Annotated in this window: 7 protein-coding genes; 6 read left to right on the forward strand and 1 reads right to left on the reverse strand. The window is 62.1% G+C overall.

What is annotated here, in order from left to right:
• The first annotated feature begins 1,577 nt into the window (after positions 1 to 1,577).
• The 6 genes from AX729_RS21520 (at position 1,578) to AX729_RS39825 (ending at position 13,833) form a co-directional block, all read left to right on the forward strand.
• A complete protein-coding gene (locus AX729_RS21520; RefSeq protein WP_156457124.1) occupies positions 1,578 to 4,043 on the forward strand; it encodes a lytic transglycosylase domain-containing protein in 2,466 nt (821 codons plus the stop codon).
• Positions 4,043 to 11,125: an LPD38 domain-containing protein gene (locus AX729_RS21525; protein WP_061026374.1), complete on the forward strand. Its 7,083-nt coding sequence runs from the start codon at positions 4,043 to 4,045 to the stop codon at positions 11,123 to 11,125. The genes AX729_RS21520 and AX729_RS21525 overlap by 1 nt, the downstream gene beginning before the upstream one ends.
• Entirely contained in the window at positions 11,125 to 11,646 is a 522-nt protein-coding gene (locus AX729_RS21530) for a hypothetical protein (protein ID WP_061026375.1), read from the forward strand. The genes AX729_RS21525 and AX729_RS21530 overlap by 1 nt, the downstream gene beginning before the upstream one ends.
• 12 nt (positions 11,647 to 11,658) lie before the next feature.
• On the forward strand, positions 11,659 to 12,270 hold the full coding sequence (locus tag AX729_RS21535) for a hypothetical protein (RefSeq protein WP_156457125.1): 612 nt from the start codon (positions 11,659 to 11,661) through the stop codon (positions 12,268 to 12,270).
• Between the two features lie 268 nt (positions 12,271 to 12,538).
• Positions 12,539 to 12,739 (forward strand): hypothetical protein, encoded by a 201-nt coding sequence (locus AX729_RS39820; protein WP_156457126.1) that lies wholly within the window; start codon positions 12,539 to 12,541, stop codon positions 12,737 to 12,739.
• A 104-nt stretch (positions 12,740 to 12,843) separates the two neighbouring features.
• Positions 12,844 to 13,833 (forward strand): hypothetical protein, encoded by a 990-nt coding sequence (locus tag AX729_RS39825; protein WP_156457127.1) that lies wholly within the window; start codon positions 12,844 to 12,846, stop codon positions 13,831 to 13,833.
• A gap of 186 nt (positions 13,834 to 14,019) precedes the next feature.
• On the opposite strand, the gene AX729_RS21550 is transcribed toward AX729_RS39825, so the two are convergent.
• Positions 14,020 to 17,379, reverse strand: a complete 3,360-nt coding sequence (locus AX729_RS21550; protein WP_156457128.1) for a tetratricopeptide repeat protein — start codon at positions 17,377 to 17,379, stop codon at positions 14,020 to 14,022.
• Positions 17,380 to 17,520: the final 141 nt, after the last annotated feature.

Below are 17,520 nucleotides of genomic sequence, written 5' to 3' on the forward strand. Positions count from 1 at the left end.
TCACGAACTCTGTGCGGCGGACGCTTCGTCTCACGATTGTTGAGCAGGCGCACGCTGCTCGGCACTCAAGGGGCCAATTGGCCGCTTGCTTCGTCGTGTCAACCTCGGGCGCGCTGACGGTCGGACAAACCCGCTGCGCGCGCCGGACGAAATTCCGAGAATTTGCGGAATAAACGCGGCACCCAGATAACCCCGGACGTAGGCTGCCCCGCTGTTCTCTCGGGGTACAGCGGGAGATCGCTCACGCATTTGCCTATGAGATCGATCTGCCTATGAGATCGATCGCCTCCATATTGCCAGCCGGGCCCACCGCATATTCCGCCAATTGGCGGAGTTTCCGCCCGAGCACGGAGCCTCGGCCTATCGCGCGCTCCGCGATGGCACATCGACCGCGGCAGCTTGCCGTTTGAAGGAGCCCTGCTACCGCTTATTCCCTCAATTGAGGGAGTTTCGCACCATGAACTTTCACAATGCGACGAGCCCCGCTGGCGGCACTCAAAGCGCAAATTTGCGCCTTGCTCCTCTCTCCGAAGTGCTCGACGGGCTCTTGCAACTTTGACCGCCAGGCAATGATCCAAGGGCTCAATTGAGCCCTTGATCGGCCTCAGCCGCAATCACGATCTGCCGGGCTTCTTAGCTTCCCCGCACCCCTTTCCCATCGAAATGCGACACGTTGTCCGCGGTCGACCTCGGCTCACCAGCGCAACCCGCCTCACAATTGTGACCGCAATCGGGACTTCCGGACACCAAATGACTCCCCCTGTCAGAACGACCTCTTCGATGGGCCTTCTTGTGCAGTTCCTGCATGCCTCCGCCGATCTGCGACCTACGCGCTCTCTGAAATCAGCTGGAATCGGAGGTCGCAAAATCGGCAGAAAAGGGGAGTCCGATCAAAGGGCAGGTTCGGCAGGAATGCGTCGCAATGATACCGAATGATTCCAGCGGCGGCCGTCGCCTGGTCGGCTTTGGACGACTTCGGACGGCTCGCAGATTTCAGCTATCTCCCGATCGGCAAAGGAGTTTGGACGGCTTGGACGGCTGGACGGCTCCTTTCTTTGAATCAAAAGGGGCGTCAGTAAGAGCGTGCAGAGTTGGCAGAACGTCCCATGAATGCGTGAGTGATGATTGCGATGGAGCATAGCGCAATGTGGACAGAGGGCGAAAAAGGCCGTCCAAGCCGTCCGGCGCCGCAGATATCCTGTCGCTTCAGTGAGTTATCCGGAACGATCGGGTCGTCCACCTTGTCCAGATCGGCGCAGGAGCCGTCCAGGCTTCGCCTCGCGCATGGCTGTTCGAATTAGAGTTGAGCTATGCGCGCTTCGCATTCGGTCGCCGTAGGACGGCCCCCGTCAACGCGTGTGGAAAGATTGAGGAGGGGCGGGCGTCTAAGGGCGGCGGGGCCAGGAATCCGGGATTCTGGTTCGGCCATCGGGAGCGCTTGCGGGGAGGTGGTTGCGCGAAACAAGCGCAAACGACAGCCAGTTTTTGTCGTACGAATTTCCCCACGACATCGAGCAGTTCGCTGCATGGCTCGCGTGGTCTAGATCTGGATCACTTCGCCACAGCAGTCGTAGACGATGGGACATCCGCTCGAATACACGCCGTTCCCGACCTCGAATCCGAGTGTGGGTGCCACTGGTGCGCGGGAGCGCATAACGGTCGATCCTGGCATGTTCGGTGGAGGGATCGCGCAGGGGCTTGGGACGTTTGGCGCCGGGCTCGAGAAGGCGGCCAACACAGGGCTACAGATCGCATCGGAGCATCAGGAGAACCAAAACGAGGTTCACGCCGCGGAAGTGGGCACTTGGCTGGCTGATCGCGTCACGGATCGGCACACGGCTTATGCCACCCTCGAAGGTAAGGCGGCGCTCGATGCTCTGCCGCAATACAAACAAGACCTCGACGATCTCTACAAGCAGGCGATGGAACAGGCGCCGAGCGAGTCCGAGAGAGCGATGGTCGCGAAGTCGGGGAAGTTTCTCACATCGCGATACTACGGCTATGCCGCCGAGCACGCCGCCCGCCAGTCGCGCGCATGGGCGGATAAAACCGCGATCGACAGGGCGGCCAGCAACGCAAACCTGGCTTCAATCGCCAATCAAAACTCCGACCCGCAGGGTATGGAAGTCGCCTTGCGCGGCTCGGATGATGAAGTTCGAAAGCTGTTCGAGCAGAAAGGTTATGACACCGAGGCCGTTCAGGCGGAGGTCGCCAAGAACCGGGGCCGAAACCTTCAGCGGATCATCAAAGAAACGGCCAGCTACGACTCCGATGCCGCCGTCAGGATGTTCGTACAATATGCGCCGCAGATGGACGGGCAAAGCCGGGCTGACACCGGTGCATACCTGAAGCCCATCCGGACCCAGCAGATCGGTAAGCAGATCGGCGATGAAGCGCTCGGGCAGTCGCCGCTTCCCGCTACGTTGAATGATGAGGTCGACCGGGCGGCTTCGATCGCTGGCCTTGACCCCGCTCTCTTGCGCGGAGTGATCCGCATCGAGAGTTCAGGCAATCCGACAGCAGTGAAAGGCAGCTACAAAGGCCTCGGTCAACTCTCTGACGATCAGTTTCAAAAGTATGGAGGCGGTGACATCTTCAATGCGCGCGATAATCTCCGCGCGACCGCTCGCAAACTTGCAAACGAAGCGGGCGAGTTCGAGCAGAAATATGGACGTCTGCCAACTGCGGCCGAGATGTACCTGACACACCAGCAGGGCGCCGGCGGCTTCGCCGCCCACATGGCAAATCCGGATCGTCCTGCCTGGCAGAACATGCTCTCGACGAAGGAGGGGCAGCAGAAGGGCGAAGCGTGGGCCAAGGCCGCAATCTGGGGGAATATTCCAGACCGCGACAAAGCTCGGTTCGGCAGCGTGGAGAACTTGACCAGCCGTCAATTCACGCAGTTGTGGGAACAGAAGGTCGACGCCGCAACGGGGGGCGCGCTTCCCGACAAATCTGAGGCCTTCTCGCGGGCGCGGGACCTTCTTCAGCGCGGCAATGCCGGTCCGGCACTCGAGGCGGCAACGTTGACGTATCTCGGGCGGCGGTATTCCCACCAGGAGGCTGAAACTGCGCTCGAGACGCAGCGGGTCGAAGGACTCGTGAAGAGCGATCTGACGTCCATGCTCACGACGGGGCGTGGTGTCGACGACCTCAATCCTTATCGCGTTCAACGCGCACTTGGTACCGCCGCGGCCCAGAAATGGGCCGAAGATCGAGACGACGCGCTCGCGACGTGGTCGGCCACACATGACCTATCATCGCTGACCGACAGGCAGATCGATGAGCGTCTCGCCTCGATCGCGCCAAAGCCTGGCGACGTAGACTTCCACCAAAAGCAAGCTGTGTACATAATGGCGGGCACGGCGGCCACAAAACTCCGGAAGCAGCGTGACATCGATCCGGCCGAAACAGTTCGAACAGATCCATTTGTGAAAGCGGCGGAAGCTGAGCCGGCAAGCCCGGAAACAATCAGCGCCGTGGTTGAGGCGCGTTTGGCCGCACAGACCCGTGCCGGCATCCCAAAGGAGAACCAGTCGCCGATTACCCAGGCCGAAGCTATCACGCTCACTCGGCCCCTTCGCACGATGCTGCCCGGACAGGAGCGCGATGTTTTGACCGCGCTCGCGACCAAATTCCAGGAGACTTACGGGGTTCATGCCGACCAAGCGTTTGCTTTTGCCTTACGAGCACACAAGGTCGACAACGAAGTTGCACAGGTGGCAGCGCGGCTCGTGAAGAAGATGGGGCTGGGGCAGGTGCCCGACGAAGCCGATGCCCGGGCGGCGGGTGCGGCAGCTGAAATCGGAGCCGCTGAGCGCGCACTATCGGGCAGCGGGCCATTTGATCCGAGCTATTCAGTGCCGGGTTACGGAATGGGGCCGATGCAGCCGCCGGCCCAAAGGCCAGCCGCGGAAGGTGTCACAATTCCCACCCGGGCAATCATGGATCTGCGGACCAACCCAAAGCTGTCTGCCGACTTTGATCGGAAGTACGGCTCGGGCGAAGCGAAGAAGATCCTCGAAAACTATCCGGTGCGATGATGGCAGATGACGTCGCTGGCCTGCTGGAACCGGGGAATATCGATCTCAACACCCGTCCCGTGGTGAAGAACGACGACGGCAGCATCTCGACAGTGCGCTCCATCGGCGTGAACATTGATGGACAGGAGACCTTGATCCCGACCGTCAGCGACGATGCTCGCATTATGTCAAATGATGAAGCGATTGGGCAATTCAGGAAGACGGGCAAGCATCTTGGAAGGTTCGATAGCCCAGACAACGCCACGCGTTATGCGGAGACGCTCCACACCCAACAGGCCGCGCGATATTTGCCGGCGACCAGCCCTAAGGTGCCAGAGGAGGACAGTCCGTCTTCCAGCAATCACTTCGATCAGTTCGACGCCGACCCGGATGCAGGTGAGGCCGGCCTGGTTGAACGGGCCCGGCTCAACGCTGTGCATTCGTTCTATCGCGGGACCTTGAACGGCTCGACCAAGCTGGCGGGCCTTGCGCACTTGTTTACGCTGCCCGAGGACGCCGGCTCGGCCGAGCGGCGGTCCTGGATCAAGGAACAGAAAGCCGAGTATTCGCGGATTGTGAGTGATCTCGCGCGTTATGATGCAATCAGGCCGTGGGACACCACAGAAGAGGGCGCGTCAGCCTTGGCCGGCCAGCTCGCTGGCGGCCTCTTGAGTCCTGAGAGTTTGCTGGGAGGTATCGGCAAGGGCGCCACTTTCATCGCCCGCGCATTGTCGGCGGCCGCCAAGCAGGCGCTTATCACGGGTGCCATCAATCCCGTTGTCCAGGGCTTTGAGGTCGCAGGTGGGGTGCGCAAGAACTACAGCCTTTCGGATACGGGCTGGGCGATGGCGACTGGTGCCGTGATCGGCGGCGGCCTTCACGTCGGCGGCGAACTGCTTTCTTCGGCGAAGGTCAAGAATATCCACGCCGACCTGGCCAGTGAGGATCCTCAGTTCGCCAACGCTGCGACGGCGCGCGCGGCGACCGAAGGAGTGGCCGAGAATGCATCAGAGGGGACCGCGCCGGCGGAGGCTTCTGGTAGGCAAGACCACATCGCGAACGAAGCAGGAGCGGACGCGCAAGCTTTCGATAAACCCCCATTATCGAACGCCACGGAGGGCTCGTCAGAGGCCCCGAGCGTCGGCTCGAATGAAGGCCAGGCGACGAAGCAGTCGCATCGCCCGCCGCCGGAAGCGCCAGATCCCCTCGATCTGGCGATGGGCGGAGAATTGTCAGCAGGGCGAGCTCGCGACGTTGCGGCCGGCCTCGAGCAGCAGCAGCGCCGGGTTGAGGACCAGATCTTCGGTGATCGCGCTGACGAGTGGCGAGCATTGCACCGGAAGTCTGACCGCGCTTGGGACAACGCTCGCGATGGCGAAGCGCGCGCGCTGGATGCGCAGATCGACAAGCTGGAGCGTGAGGTCGGTCTGACCGAGGCGGACGAGAACTGGCTGAATGGCCAGGGATGGTCCGAGCATTCCGTCGCTGAGAATTGGCACTACCTCGCCCGTAACCTCCAGGACATTGAAAACGGTCGGGAAGACGCGATCGCCGCGGTGGCCGCCGCGGTACGCGAGATCCCCAAGGCGCACGACTGGTCGCAGATGAACTCTCGCCAGCGCGAATCCGTCCTTACCATCCTGACGGCCCTGAACGAGGAGAAGAAGGCCGGCCGCGATCCGCAAGCCTTCTTGAAGGACGCATTCCGCGAGCGGGCCAGGCGTTACGGCAACGGCCACGACGCGAGGGAACTTGTCGATGAGCAGATGCGCGAGCTCGCCGACTTCCTTTCAGCCCCGATAGAACGATCGGTGCCGTCGGCTTCGGCAGCCTCCGGTTCGGCTCCGATGCCTGTGGCTCGCATCGGATCGGCTGGCCTTCCGGGCGACGCTGTTCCCAACCTGGCAAATCATCGTGTCGCGGTAGCTGACGGCCGCTCGATCGACGTCGCGCCGCGGGTGATCGAAGCCTCCGACCTTAAGGCATCGTCGGATGCTGACTTCGACCCAACCTTGCAGCCGCGCGATCGCGATAGGGCGGCAAGCCAGGCGCAGATTGCCGATATCGCCAATCGTCTCGATCCCAATCGCTTGGGCTTATCCTCAGAGGCGGACCGCGGCGCCCCCATCGTCGGGCCTGATGCGATGGTAGAAAGCGGTAACGGCCGCGTCATGGCCATCCGTCGCGCCTATCACGAGGGTGGGGAAGCAGCGCAGCGATACCGCGAATGGCTGGTCCAGCAGGGTGTCGACCTTGCGCACTTCCGGGAGCCGGTGCTGGTTCGGGTGCGGCTTACCGAATTGTCGCCTGAAGAGCGGCAGGCCTTCACGGTCGCGGCAAACCAGTCGGCATCCCTTGGCCTCTCTGCGCCGGAACGGGCGCTGGCCGATGCTCGCCTACTTCCGACCGAAACGCTCGACCTGATCCGCAACGCCGACGACCTGGGCGCGCTAGCGAACCGCGATTTCACCCGCGCGTTCGTCGCGAAGCTGCCGCCGACCGAGCGAGCTGCCATGCTCGATGCCGGAGGAGGACTGTCGGCCGAAGGGCTCACCCGGATCCGAAACGCTGTGCTGGCCCGCGCCTACGGCAACGCACACGTGCTCACGCGCATTGCCGAGTCCTTGACCGACGACAGCAAGAGCATCTCGAACGCCCTGGTCTCGGCCGCGCCGAACTGGGCGAAGATGCGAGCCGAGATCGAGTCGGGCTTCGTCCGTGCCGATATGGATCTGACGCCGGAGCTGCTGGAAGCAGTTCAGCGGACGGCCGATCTGCGCACCAAAGGCACGAAGCTACAATCACACCTTGATCAACAGGATGCATTCGATCGGCTCAGCGAACCGGTGGAAGCGTTCATGCGGATGTTCTACGATCCGTCCGGTCGACGCGCGGCGGCGGGCCAGCGGATATCCGACGCTCTCCGCTTCTATGCCGATGAGGCACGTAAGGTGACGGCCGAGGCGGGGCTCGACCTCGGCCTGGTGCCGGTGAGTGCCCGCGACGTCCAGAAGCTTGCAGCGGGAAAAGGAGCAGAGGGTTATGTCAAACGAACCGACGAGGGCGGCCTTTTCCTCACCAGCAGCTCTGGTTATGGCGCGCACGGCACGGCGCGTGGCAGACGCGTACAACGACAAAGCTCTGCGGTCGGCGGCCGCGGACCTCGAGACGCGCTCGCTGCAAGCAATCAAGGAACACCAGGCCGAGCTGAATCCCTCGACCTGACGCAGCCTGGTGGCGCGGCGAGGGAGGCTGCAGCAGCTCCGAGCCAAGGTTCCGATAACAGGCAATTATCGATGGCGCCGCCGGCCGAATTGGCGGCGCTCAGCAGTCGCCAAAGCGGGGGCCGGCTCCCGATGGAGAAGGCGCGGCCCAGCGAGGGTGTTTCCGTCGAAAGCGGCACGGGGACCGACGTAGCGCCCGTTCCTGAGCCGCCTGCGCCGCAGCGGCAAACCGCCATCCGGAGCCTGCAGCAGCAGGCGATGGATATCGCAAAGCAACTTGAATTCCCCTTGCGTGAGGGGCGGGTGCGCCCGCGTTCTGCACTCGGCGTTTTCACGCCGGGTACCGGCGTCGTCCGTGTGCGGGAGGTGCCGGACTTCGAGGTAGTTGCTCACGAAGCAGGACACGCGATCGAATACAAAGTGGGGCAGGACCTAACCGACCTGACCGAGCGCTTTGGCAGCGAACTGCGGCCAATGGTTACCAACCCTGCGGCTTACGATCCGTCCGTGCATGTGAAAGAAGGGTTCGCCGAGTTTGTGCGGCGTTACATCGGCAACCCGGCCTGGGCCGAGCAAAACGCCTCCCAGTTCACCAACGCCTTCCGCGATTTCATGCGGAGACGGGCGCCGGATCTGCTGGCAACGCTCGATCGAGCCGGCGAGGCGTATCGGGCCTATCTCGAAGCGCCGTCGGTCAATGCGATCGGCTCGGTTGTGCGCAGCTTCGACGAGGAGCCGCATGGACTGATCGCCAAAGGCATCGCCGCCGTGCGCGACGACGGTTTGCCCGTCGTCATTAAATCGGTGCTGCAGAACGCCTATCGAGCGATCCTCGACGAGCGTGCGCCTGTGGCCACGGCCGTGCGTGACCTGGCGCGTGCGATCAGCGAACAAACCGGAAAGCCACTCGACCTCAAGGCGGCCGACAATCCCGAAATCCTCATGCGCCTCGCGGGCCGGTCTCAGCAGGCTGCCGTTGGAGATATGATGGAGGGGGTGCGGCCCTACCATGCCACGATCCCTGAAGGACCATCACTTTCGGCCGCGCTCGAGACAGCGACAGGGGGCCGGAATTCGGGCGGCTGGGGTAAATGGGACCCCATCAAGAAAGAGCAGTTCAGCGCATACCTGGTCGCGCGTCGCGCTGCGGTGCTGTGGCGGAAGTTCAAGGACGGTCAGCTGCTGAACCCGCCAGCGGCCTTTTCCCTCGGTGACGCCGCGCGGGCCATGGCGGACCTTGAGGCGGCAAATCCCACGTTCCGTCACGCCTCGGATATGGTGCACGCGTACACGCGTGAGCTTCTGCGTAAGGCGTACGATGGGGGCCTGATTCCCGCTGAGCTGTTCGAGAAGCTAGGGAAGGAAGAGTTCTACGTCCCGTTCATGCGTGATCTCTCGGACAAGCCTCTGGCGGGATCGGGCTTTGAGTCCTCGTCCGAAGGGCCGGGCCTGACGCAGGTGGTCAAGCGGATGACCGGCTCCTCGAGGGATATCAAGGACCCGATCGAGTCGATCATGACGCAGACGTTCCTCGTCAACAGGACGCTGCAGCACAACGATGTCATCCGCTCGTTCGTGCGCCTTGCGGAACAGGCCAAACTTGCCGGGGGCAAATATGTCGAGCGGATACCGGCGCAGGAAGCGCGGCAATACACGTTCGATTTGGCCGAGGCGGTAGAGCGGCTTGCCAAGAAGCACGGGGTCGATGCCGACGACACAGCCTTTGTTACCGGCACCCTCACGGATGTGTTCGGAGAAGATCCGATCATTGGCTCGTTCTTCAAGATGGAGCCGACCGGCAAGCGAGGCGAGCCCATCGTATTCTACAAGGAAGGCGGCGAGCTCCGCGCCGCACGCTTCATGTCCGAGGCGGAAGGCCTTCCGCTTTATGAACTGGTGACCGCGCTTCCTGCGAAGATGACGGACCTGTTCTCAGAGGTTGTCGCAGCATCTTCGTCACTGGTTCGCACGGGCATCGTGACAAACCCGACCTTCGCGTTGTCCAATTACATCCGTGACCAATTCGCAACGGCGCTCTTGCGTAGCGACTACGTCCCGATCGTCAGCGGCCTGAGGGGAATCCACGGCGAATTCGCTCAGAGCGAGGCGGCACGGCTCTACGGCGTGGGTGGGGGCGTCTCGGCTGGCGCCGGCATTGCCCCAGTCGAGCGGGCGATCGAGGCGGACGTCCAAGCTCTGGCAAAGAAGGGATACCTCGTAAACCGAGTGACCAGCCTGAAAGGAGCACTGGAGCTCGCGTCTTTCACGGAAGCTGGTACGCGCAACTCGGTCTTTGGCAAGGTGTTCGCGGCCAAAAAGTTGGAAGGCTTGTCGGACTATGAAGCGATGATCGAAGCGGCCTTTCAGGCGACTGATATCCTAGATTTTTCCCGGCATGGTTCTCGGACGGAAGCGGTGCGCCGCTATGTGCCGTTCATCAATGCTCACCTCCAAGGGCTCAATAAAGCCTACCGCACGATGGTGCGGCCGGTGCTCGACAAGGTTCGCGGTGACCAAGTGCTTGCGACGGACGCGGCAGATTTCCGCAATGCCCTGGCTTCCTGGGGCAAGGTCTTTGGAGTAGGCGCCGTTCTGGGTGCCGGCTGGGCGGCTCTCAACGCGACCAGCGAAGCATATCGCGATGCTAGCCCTCGGATCAAAGGCACGCACTTCGTGATTCCCGTCGGCGGCAAAATCCTGCTCGTGCCCAAACCTTTCGAACTCGGTCTTGGTTTCACATCTGGCGAATACGCCTACCAGCGGTTCGCGCAGGATGATCCGCGCGCGGCGGGGCAGTTTGCGCAGGCCGCTTGGGACGTCCTCGCGCCCCCGAATCCCCTTACCGACATCCCGATTATCCGGACGCCGATCGAGCTGGCGACGGGCAAAAGCCTCTTCACGGGCCGCGATATTGTCCCAGATACGATCGCGCGCCGGACGCCCGCAGAGCAGTACACGGACCGCACGAGCGGGCTGGCCAAATATATCGGGCGCACGATTGGGGTGTCGCCCATCAAGGTCGACTATGCCGTCGGGGCTGCTTTCGGCACATGGGGCCGCGACGCCATGGCCTTGTCGCAAGGCGTTGACCAGGACGCGCCGGCGGCCAACTGGGACGACGCGGTGTTCTTCCGGCGCTTCATCAAGGATCCCACCAGGACGTCAGACGTAACCACGAAGTTTTGGGACCTGATGGGCCAGAGCAACGGAAAATATAACCAGGACGTCGCCAGCTACGACAATCTGGTGAAATCTTTCCGCGATGCGGATGCGGAGCAATTCTTGTCCAAGCTCCCGTCAAGCGAAAAGGCGTTTGTGACGCTGAAGTCGGCTGCAAGGGAGGACGGAAAGCCTGCGTTCAAGGCTGACCAAAAGCGACTTCATCCGCTTATCCGTGCGGCAGATGCAGTTACTCTACTCAATGGCCTTCGCCGGGATCTGGTCGCCAACACCTTCAACACCTTCGAGTCTGGCCAGCAGCTCCGGATTGATCCGACGACGCGCCGGGACCTGGTCGACAACGTCCGAGAGCTTGCGCAGCTCGAGATGCGCAACGCTTTCGTGATCATGAAAGAGCCGGGCTACGTCGGGAGGCCGATGATCAGCACGGAGAGCACGATGGAGAAGATCCGCTCCTTGTCCCCTGTTGTCGCGGATGAGATCGCGGCCCGATATGCTACTGCCAAAATCTACACCACGGATGCCGTTGCCGAGGCCTACCCACGGCTGCAGCAGGCACTAGTCAGAGATGGCTCCGATGCCGACCTAGGCACGTTGGCGTTTGACGCCAAGGCGGACGGGTACGAATTTGGCGGGGACCGCGCAAAGCGGCCGCAGAAGCGTCGATTGCAGATTGTGCCGAAGACGGGGGCACGTTGATGGCACGCCTTCGCAACTACCGTCACGAACTCTTCGCCCAAGCACTTGCCGACGGCAAATCGCGGGGCGATGCTATGGTTGCCGCCGGATACAACTGGCATCGCGGCAATCAGAACCGGTTGGCGCAATCACGAGATATCGTCGCTCGAGTGGAGGAACTGCGAAAGGTCAGCGACCATATCGTGGATATCCGCAAGCTTGACCGCGGGCGTATTCTGATAGAACTGGCCCGCATCGCGTGTGCGGAGCCTCCGCTGCGGTCGGCGGTAACGGCGCGAGGCGCCGAGGCACTTCGCCCCGAACACTCCGTGATCCACGTCGATATTCGTCTGGAAGGCGTGTTGGCCAAGCATATCGAGATGCGGCTGCTCGACGACAGGGGCGTCATCAGCGCGCTCCTTCGCTACGATACCGGTACCGATTGTGCTTCGAGCAGCATCTTTAACCCCTCGATCCCTCCTGATTTTGCATTCCTGGAGCGCGCGCTTCGCGAACTCCTGAGCAACCGTGAACTGCCCTGAAGGAGCAAAGCGATGAGAAACACGAACCGAGACGTGCCGCGCCTGAGCAACCCCAACTTCGGCTCAATCAATATTCGCCCGGAAGGCGCCGGGGGCGATGCGGGGGGTGCCCGCATTGTTGCGGAGAACCAGCTTGCTCGATGGCAGGTGGTCGTTGATCAGATCCGAGATCTGAAGCCCCGATATGAGGCCGCTCGCGACGCGATCCTGGCGTTGAAACCGAGGGAAGCCATTCCGGTCTTCGGCCGAGCGCCGGACGTGGATGCTGACGTGATCTCGCTCGATACTGCATTTCAGGCGAACGATCAGCTGGTGCTCGGCTTAGAGGCGCGGGCCGAGGAGCTCGAACGAGAACGGGTCGCTGATCTGCCGGAGGCGCAGAGGCTTCGCATCGAAGTGGATGAACTGAAGGGGCTGGTGCGCGCCGTGATGGTGCGGCTCTCGATCCTCGAAGGCCAGTCCCCCACTCAAGAAGGATCGCCAGTCCCTGCGTCAAAAGCCTCGGCGCCGCTACTTGTGCCGTATGGCGGTGCTCCAGGCCTCGGCGGCGTTTCAGCCTCGTTCGCGGCCGCGCCTTCCGTGGATGGCGGCGGTGTCCGGCGTCTTGGCCGCAGGCCCGGGTAGGGGGGAGTTGCACGTGAAACGACCTGCACGGAGCGAGGCGTCGAAAGAGATATCCCGGGCCAGGGCCAATGCCCATTGGGCGGACCCTGCCGCGCGCGCTGCGCACGCGGAGAAGACGAAGGAGCGCATGGCCGATCCTCAGGTTCGCGCAATCGTTAGCGAGCGCACGCGTGCGGCCATGGTGCGCCCAGACGTGAGGGAGAGGGTCGACAACCGCAGCTCAGATCCGGCCTGGCGACGACGGGTGAGCGAGGGTACGAAGGCTGCTATGTCCGACGCTGCCGTCCGCCAGCTGATCAGCGACCGAACGAAGGCGGGCATTTTGGCAAAAGCCGAACGAGAGCAAGCCCAGCTGAAATGCCTAGAGGATGCGTGGGCAAGCAGCTCGAGCTCGGTCAAGCGGCGCTTCTTGGAGATCCACCTTTCGGGTTCGGAGACGGGCGGAATGACCGTTGCGAGTTCAAAGTGACGGTAAGGCGTGATTATCGGAACTCAGCCGCAACTCCGACTGATGAGTTTTAACCGGCGCGGCTACGCTGGTCCTGTGCGACTCCACAATCGGAGTTATAGGAAATGCTGGCACGAAAGAAAGCTGTCTCAATCCTCTTTTGGCTCGTGGCGCTTCTGCCCTTTCTATCACCTGAGGTGAATGCCCAAGGTTGCGGCCCGCAGAACCCAAACTGTGTCGTGCCGACGCCTGCGCACGGTACGAGCAACAATCAGGCCGCCTCCACCGCATTTGTGCAACAAGCGCTGAATCAATTGGCTGGAGGGACCAACGGCCAAATCCAGTTCAACAACAATGGTGGACTAGGTGGCTTCACTGCATCCGGAGATGTGCAAGTGAACGCCTCAACTGGGGTGGTCACTATCCAGCCTAATGTTGTCAGCAACGTCAAGATGGCGACGATGCCCGATGGAACGATCAAATCGAACATTTCGGGTGGCCCTGCCTCGCCATCTGACAACGCAATTTCAGCAGTGCTCGATAAGCTCTTCGGTACGGTCCAAGGAAGCATGATCTATCGCGACGCCTCGTCTTGGGCCGCGCTCAGTCCCGGCTCGATTGGACAAACGCTTACGAGCGGAGGACCGGCAGCCAATCCATCCTGGACAACCGCTCCAGGTACCGGGACGGTGACTACGGTACAGATTTCGTCCGGCAATGGAGTCGCGACGAGCGGCACCTGTACGATCACCTCGAGCGGCACCTGCACACTTACGATTGATCAGACAGCCTGGACGGCATTTTCGGCGTCGCCAACGTGCTCAGGCGCAACATTCACGACTAATAGTGCGCGATACAAAAATTGGGGCAAAGTCGTTTTTTGGGAGCTGGATATTTCGGTCGCAAGCGGGACATGCGCCGCCGGCAATATTCCGTTCACAATGCCGTTCACGTCTCAGTCGGGAGGAAGTGGCACAGGGTTTGAGTTCGTAACTCAGGGGACCGTCATCCCCTGCTGGATTCTGGCATCTAGCACCACGCTCACCTGTCGGAGCTCGGCCTCGCTTGCCGCAACTTCTCGATTTGTTGTCTCTGGTGTTTTTGAGCGCCAATGATGGACGACGGACAAAAACCATAGAATCGACGACAATCGGAGTCGCTGATGTCAGCAACGCGCAGCTTTTGTCGGCGGCTTCGGTCGATCAGCGTGTGCGGGACCGGGGTGCTGCATCATCGCGCTAAACCCGATAACGTCCGATTATCAAAATTCAGGGTGCTAGACCTCTCGACGAAGGACGAGTTTAGTTTGCCTTATTCTTGCGGGGCTTTCGCGCATCCGCCCCTTTTGCAGCGGCTAAGAGTTCATCCAAAACGAAATGGCCTTGCAGCCAGGAGGCAAGATACGCGGACAACTCGCCGCTGCTCCGGCCGATGATGTCGTAAAGCAGTTGGCGCCAATCCTGGCTTCTGTTGGCCAGGTATGCTTCGAGCGCGAGACCAGTGACAGCTAGGGTCTTTTGATGGGAGAGGAGAGCCTGCGATCGCCAGACCGCGTCTGAGGACCACAACCGCATAAGGAACTCGTGAAGCACCGCGCGGTGCGATCGCATCTCCGCTGTCGGACCGGCCAGGAACTTTAGCGCGGCGCGCAATCCGGGAAACCCGTCGCCGTCCTGACACGCGATGGCGTAAAGGAGTGGAGCGCTCAGCGCAATATGCGCGTGTGCACGTTCGGAAAGTCCTGCGATTGCCATCGCGTAGCGCTCAAAGGACAGATGACGGGCTCGAACTGCCTCGAACAATGCGACCTGCAACCAAGCGCCGTTACACCCGACCGCCGCAGCCGATATATCACGGTAACGCTTGTCGTCGGACAGCAGCAAGGCGCCGGTTTCGCTCGTGAGAAAGGCGGCATCGAGGAAACGGCTTCCGCCAACACCAAGGACTGTCTCAGCCGACTCGGATATGGTGTCAGGGACGAGGACTGGGACGATCTCGCAGTTCGCGAGAATGGTCTCACGCACGCGGGTGAGACCTGCGATTTGACGGTCGCGGCCCTCATCAGTGACCTCGTTGCGGTAGAACCGGCCATCGTGAAAGCCAATGGTCATCTGTTCGCGCCCGCGCCCTTCATTCTCGCGCGCGATCATGCGGTCGATCATCGCGATCGTCGAGGCTGGTGTGCGCAAGGTGCCGAAATAAGCCTTCAGTACCGGCAGTGTGTCGATCTCGACGGCGACCCATGCGGTATAGGGATCTAGGACGGCGGCACGATCACGATGTCGTCGTGCCAAGAGGGCGGCACGATCGCGTTCACCCGCGGATCCTGCGCAGGTGATGATCCGACCACCCAAGCTCCGGATGAATTGGGCAAAGCTAACGGCGTCCGCGCCGCCCACGCGCGCGACGGCAGCGAGCGGCAGCGCCTCCTCCATATAGAGCCGCGCGATGCTCGCATTCTGGTCGGCGCCGCGGCGAACGATTTCGAGCACCTTGTCCAGGTTGTCCTGTCCGACTGTGAAGCGCGCCATCCCCGGTGTATCCGGGAAGCGGGTCTCGAACTCCTCGAGCACGCGGTGGTACAGCTGCAAATACTTGCTGGCGACCTCGGTGACGGTCCAGAGCTCGTCCTCCATGCCGAGCTTGGGCAGCTCGAAGGTCTCACCACGGCGAAGCCCGTTTACACGCGCCGCGATTCCGGAGCCGGGGGCTAGGACACGCAGTCCGAAAAAGTCGCCGCCCTCGTCAATGATGAAGCTTTGTTGCGAGCCGTCCGGCCCCTCGATCAAGACGTATGCGCCGACGCCCGCCGCCGACATCGCGAACATTGGATTGGTATCTTGGAGCAACAGGCTGAGGCCCGCATAGCCGAGCACGACACGCGGGTTATCCGCATGACGCCGGACAAGGTCGTAGGCAACTGGATAGGCTCGCTCGGGATGTCCCTCCCGCATGACAAGTTGAGCAAGCGCCATGATGAGCTCTGGCGGTCCGCTTGAGCGCTCAAGATCGAGTGCGCGCAGCACGGCGCCGGCACCTGCGGCATCGTTGGAACGTCGAAGCGCCTCCACAAGGCGCAACGCCACAAAGGTATCGGTCGGGTCTTCGGCATGGAGGCGATGCAGCAGGCGGACGGCCTCAGGCCGCCTATCGAGATCGAGCAGAAGACTGGCGTAGGCGCGTGCAATCCCGTGGAGGTCCCGCAATCGACCCGGCAGACCGTCGAAGTAAGCAAGATTTCTCGGACGATGAGGATGCTCGTTAGCGTGGGCGACGGCCAGCCGCTCATGCTCGGCATCGAAACCGTCGAACGGCAGGTGGCCGTCAAGGAGACGGATCACCGTCGCCGGCGAGCCAGCACGCGCTGCATGATGTGCCACCATCAGCCGGGTAGCAAGGTGGCAGTCGTCTGGCACCGCGGCAACCGCCGCCGCAAGGGCCTGTTCAGACAATTCTTCTAGTCCGAGCATGAGCGCGACTTGCGCGATTAGGATCAGCCCCCGCGGACTGTCGCAAGTGGCTGCGAGGAGCGCTTCGAGCGGCGCCGGATCCGTGGCGCTGCCGTCGGCAGGTCTGCCCGCCGCCTTGATTGGCGCGAGCGCAATCGCCGTCTCGGCGACACGCTTTTCGCTGTCTGGGACGTTGGCCTTGCCGAATGCGGTTGCCGCTTCGGCCCAGTCGCCGTCTTGGAGCGCGATGACGCCGGCGTGAAAGGCAAGGTCAGGGTCATCGGGCGAAAGCGCGATCAAACGCCGCGCTAGGTCATCCTGGTTGAAGCTGAGGGCGACCATCACGGCATTAAGTAGGATAGCCGGATCGGTGATCGCTGCGTCGGCGATGCGCGCCGCACGAGCGAGCGCGGTCTCGCGGTCGTGCAGCATCCGATAGGCGATCATCGCGTTGGCGAGCGTCTGGGCGGCATCGTCGAAGCTACTCTTCAACAGCCATGGCCGAGCCTGCCAGTTGGCGTCGAGGACCGCGGCCGCGGCGACAAGTCGTTCGCGCTGCTCCGCGTCGAAGATCTGGCTGCGCTGGGCCTCTTCGTCTTGCGTGATCGCGTCGACCTCCGCGACCGCCGCGAGCAGCTTGAGGTTTTCGGACTCCGGGAATCGCGTTAGCGCCGATTTGACAAAGTTCCACCATTGCGGGCCCAAATTGCGGCCGCGCAAGAACACGGCCTGGCCGACGATGACGGCTTCATTGTCACGAAGCGCCTCTGGAATGCCCTCAAGCCCGTCGGTGACCCAGGCGACCCCGACGGCGATCTGGGGCAAATAGGACGCCAGCATCTCATTGGTCGGATCCGCCGCAAGCTGCTCCCGTCCGAAGCGGTAGGCCTCCTCGGCATTGCCGCTGAGGTGCAGGGCCAAGGCACGATTGGCCACGGCGCGGGGATCATCTGGCGCCTCGTTAAAGGCCTCAATCAGCCAGCGGACCGCTTCCGCCCCCTCGCCGCGAGCGAGGTGCTGCAGGCCGATATTGGCCTTAGCCCGGTAGCGGATCGTGGCGCTCGCGTCCGCGGGAAGCCTGTCAAGAAAGCTGCGGAAAAGCTTGAGACTAGTGTCGGGGTCGATATCCTTAGCGTCGTCCCGCAGGCGATCGAGCTGGTCGGAAAGATATTGTTCGTGCGGTGAGGCGCTGGCGGTCTCCGGCCCGATCAAGAGCTGGGGACGAGAGCTCAGAACCTGACCGACAATAAACGCGATCTGAGCCTCGTCAGGCCCGTAATTGTTGACAAAATGGTTGTCCCGCCCTGCGTTCGCCGTGACAACGACGCCAGGGGCATATCGATCCGTGTTGGT

It is taken from the genome of Bradyrhizobium sp. CCH5-F6 (assembly GCF_001556045.1).
Taxonomy (GTDB): Bacteria; Pseudomonadota; Alphaproteobacteria; order Rhizobiales; family Xanthobacteraceae; genus Bradyrhizobium.

Excerpts from the sequence above, each read along its gene's own strand:
- AX729_RS21520 (WP_156457124.1), top strand. The coding sequence starts at position 1,578 with ATGGGACATCCGCTCGAATACACGCCGTTCCCGACCTCGAATCCGAGT.
- AX729_RS21525 (WP_061026374.1), top strand. The coding sequence starts at position 4,043 with ATGGCAGATGACGTCGCTGGCCTGCTGGAACCGGGGAATATCGATCTC.
- AX729_RS21530 (WP_061026375.1), top strand. The coding sequence starts at position 11,125 with ATGGCACGCCTTCGCAACTACCGTCACGAACTCTTCGCCCAAGCACTT.
- AX729_RS21535 (WP_156457125.1), top strand. The coding sequence starts at position 11,659 with ATGAGAAACACGAACCGAGACGTGCCGCGCCTGAGCAACCCCAACTTC.
- AX729_RS39820 (WP_156457126.1), top strand. The coding sequence starts at position 12,539 with ATGTCCGACGCTGCCGTCCGCCAGCTGATCAGCGACCGAACGAAGGCG.
- AX729_RS39825 (WP_156457127.1), top strand. The coding sequence starts at position 12,844 with ATGCTGGCACGAAAGAAAGCTGTCTCAATCCTCTTTTGGCTCGTGGCG.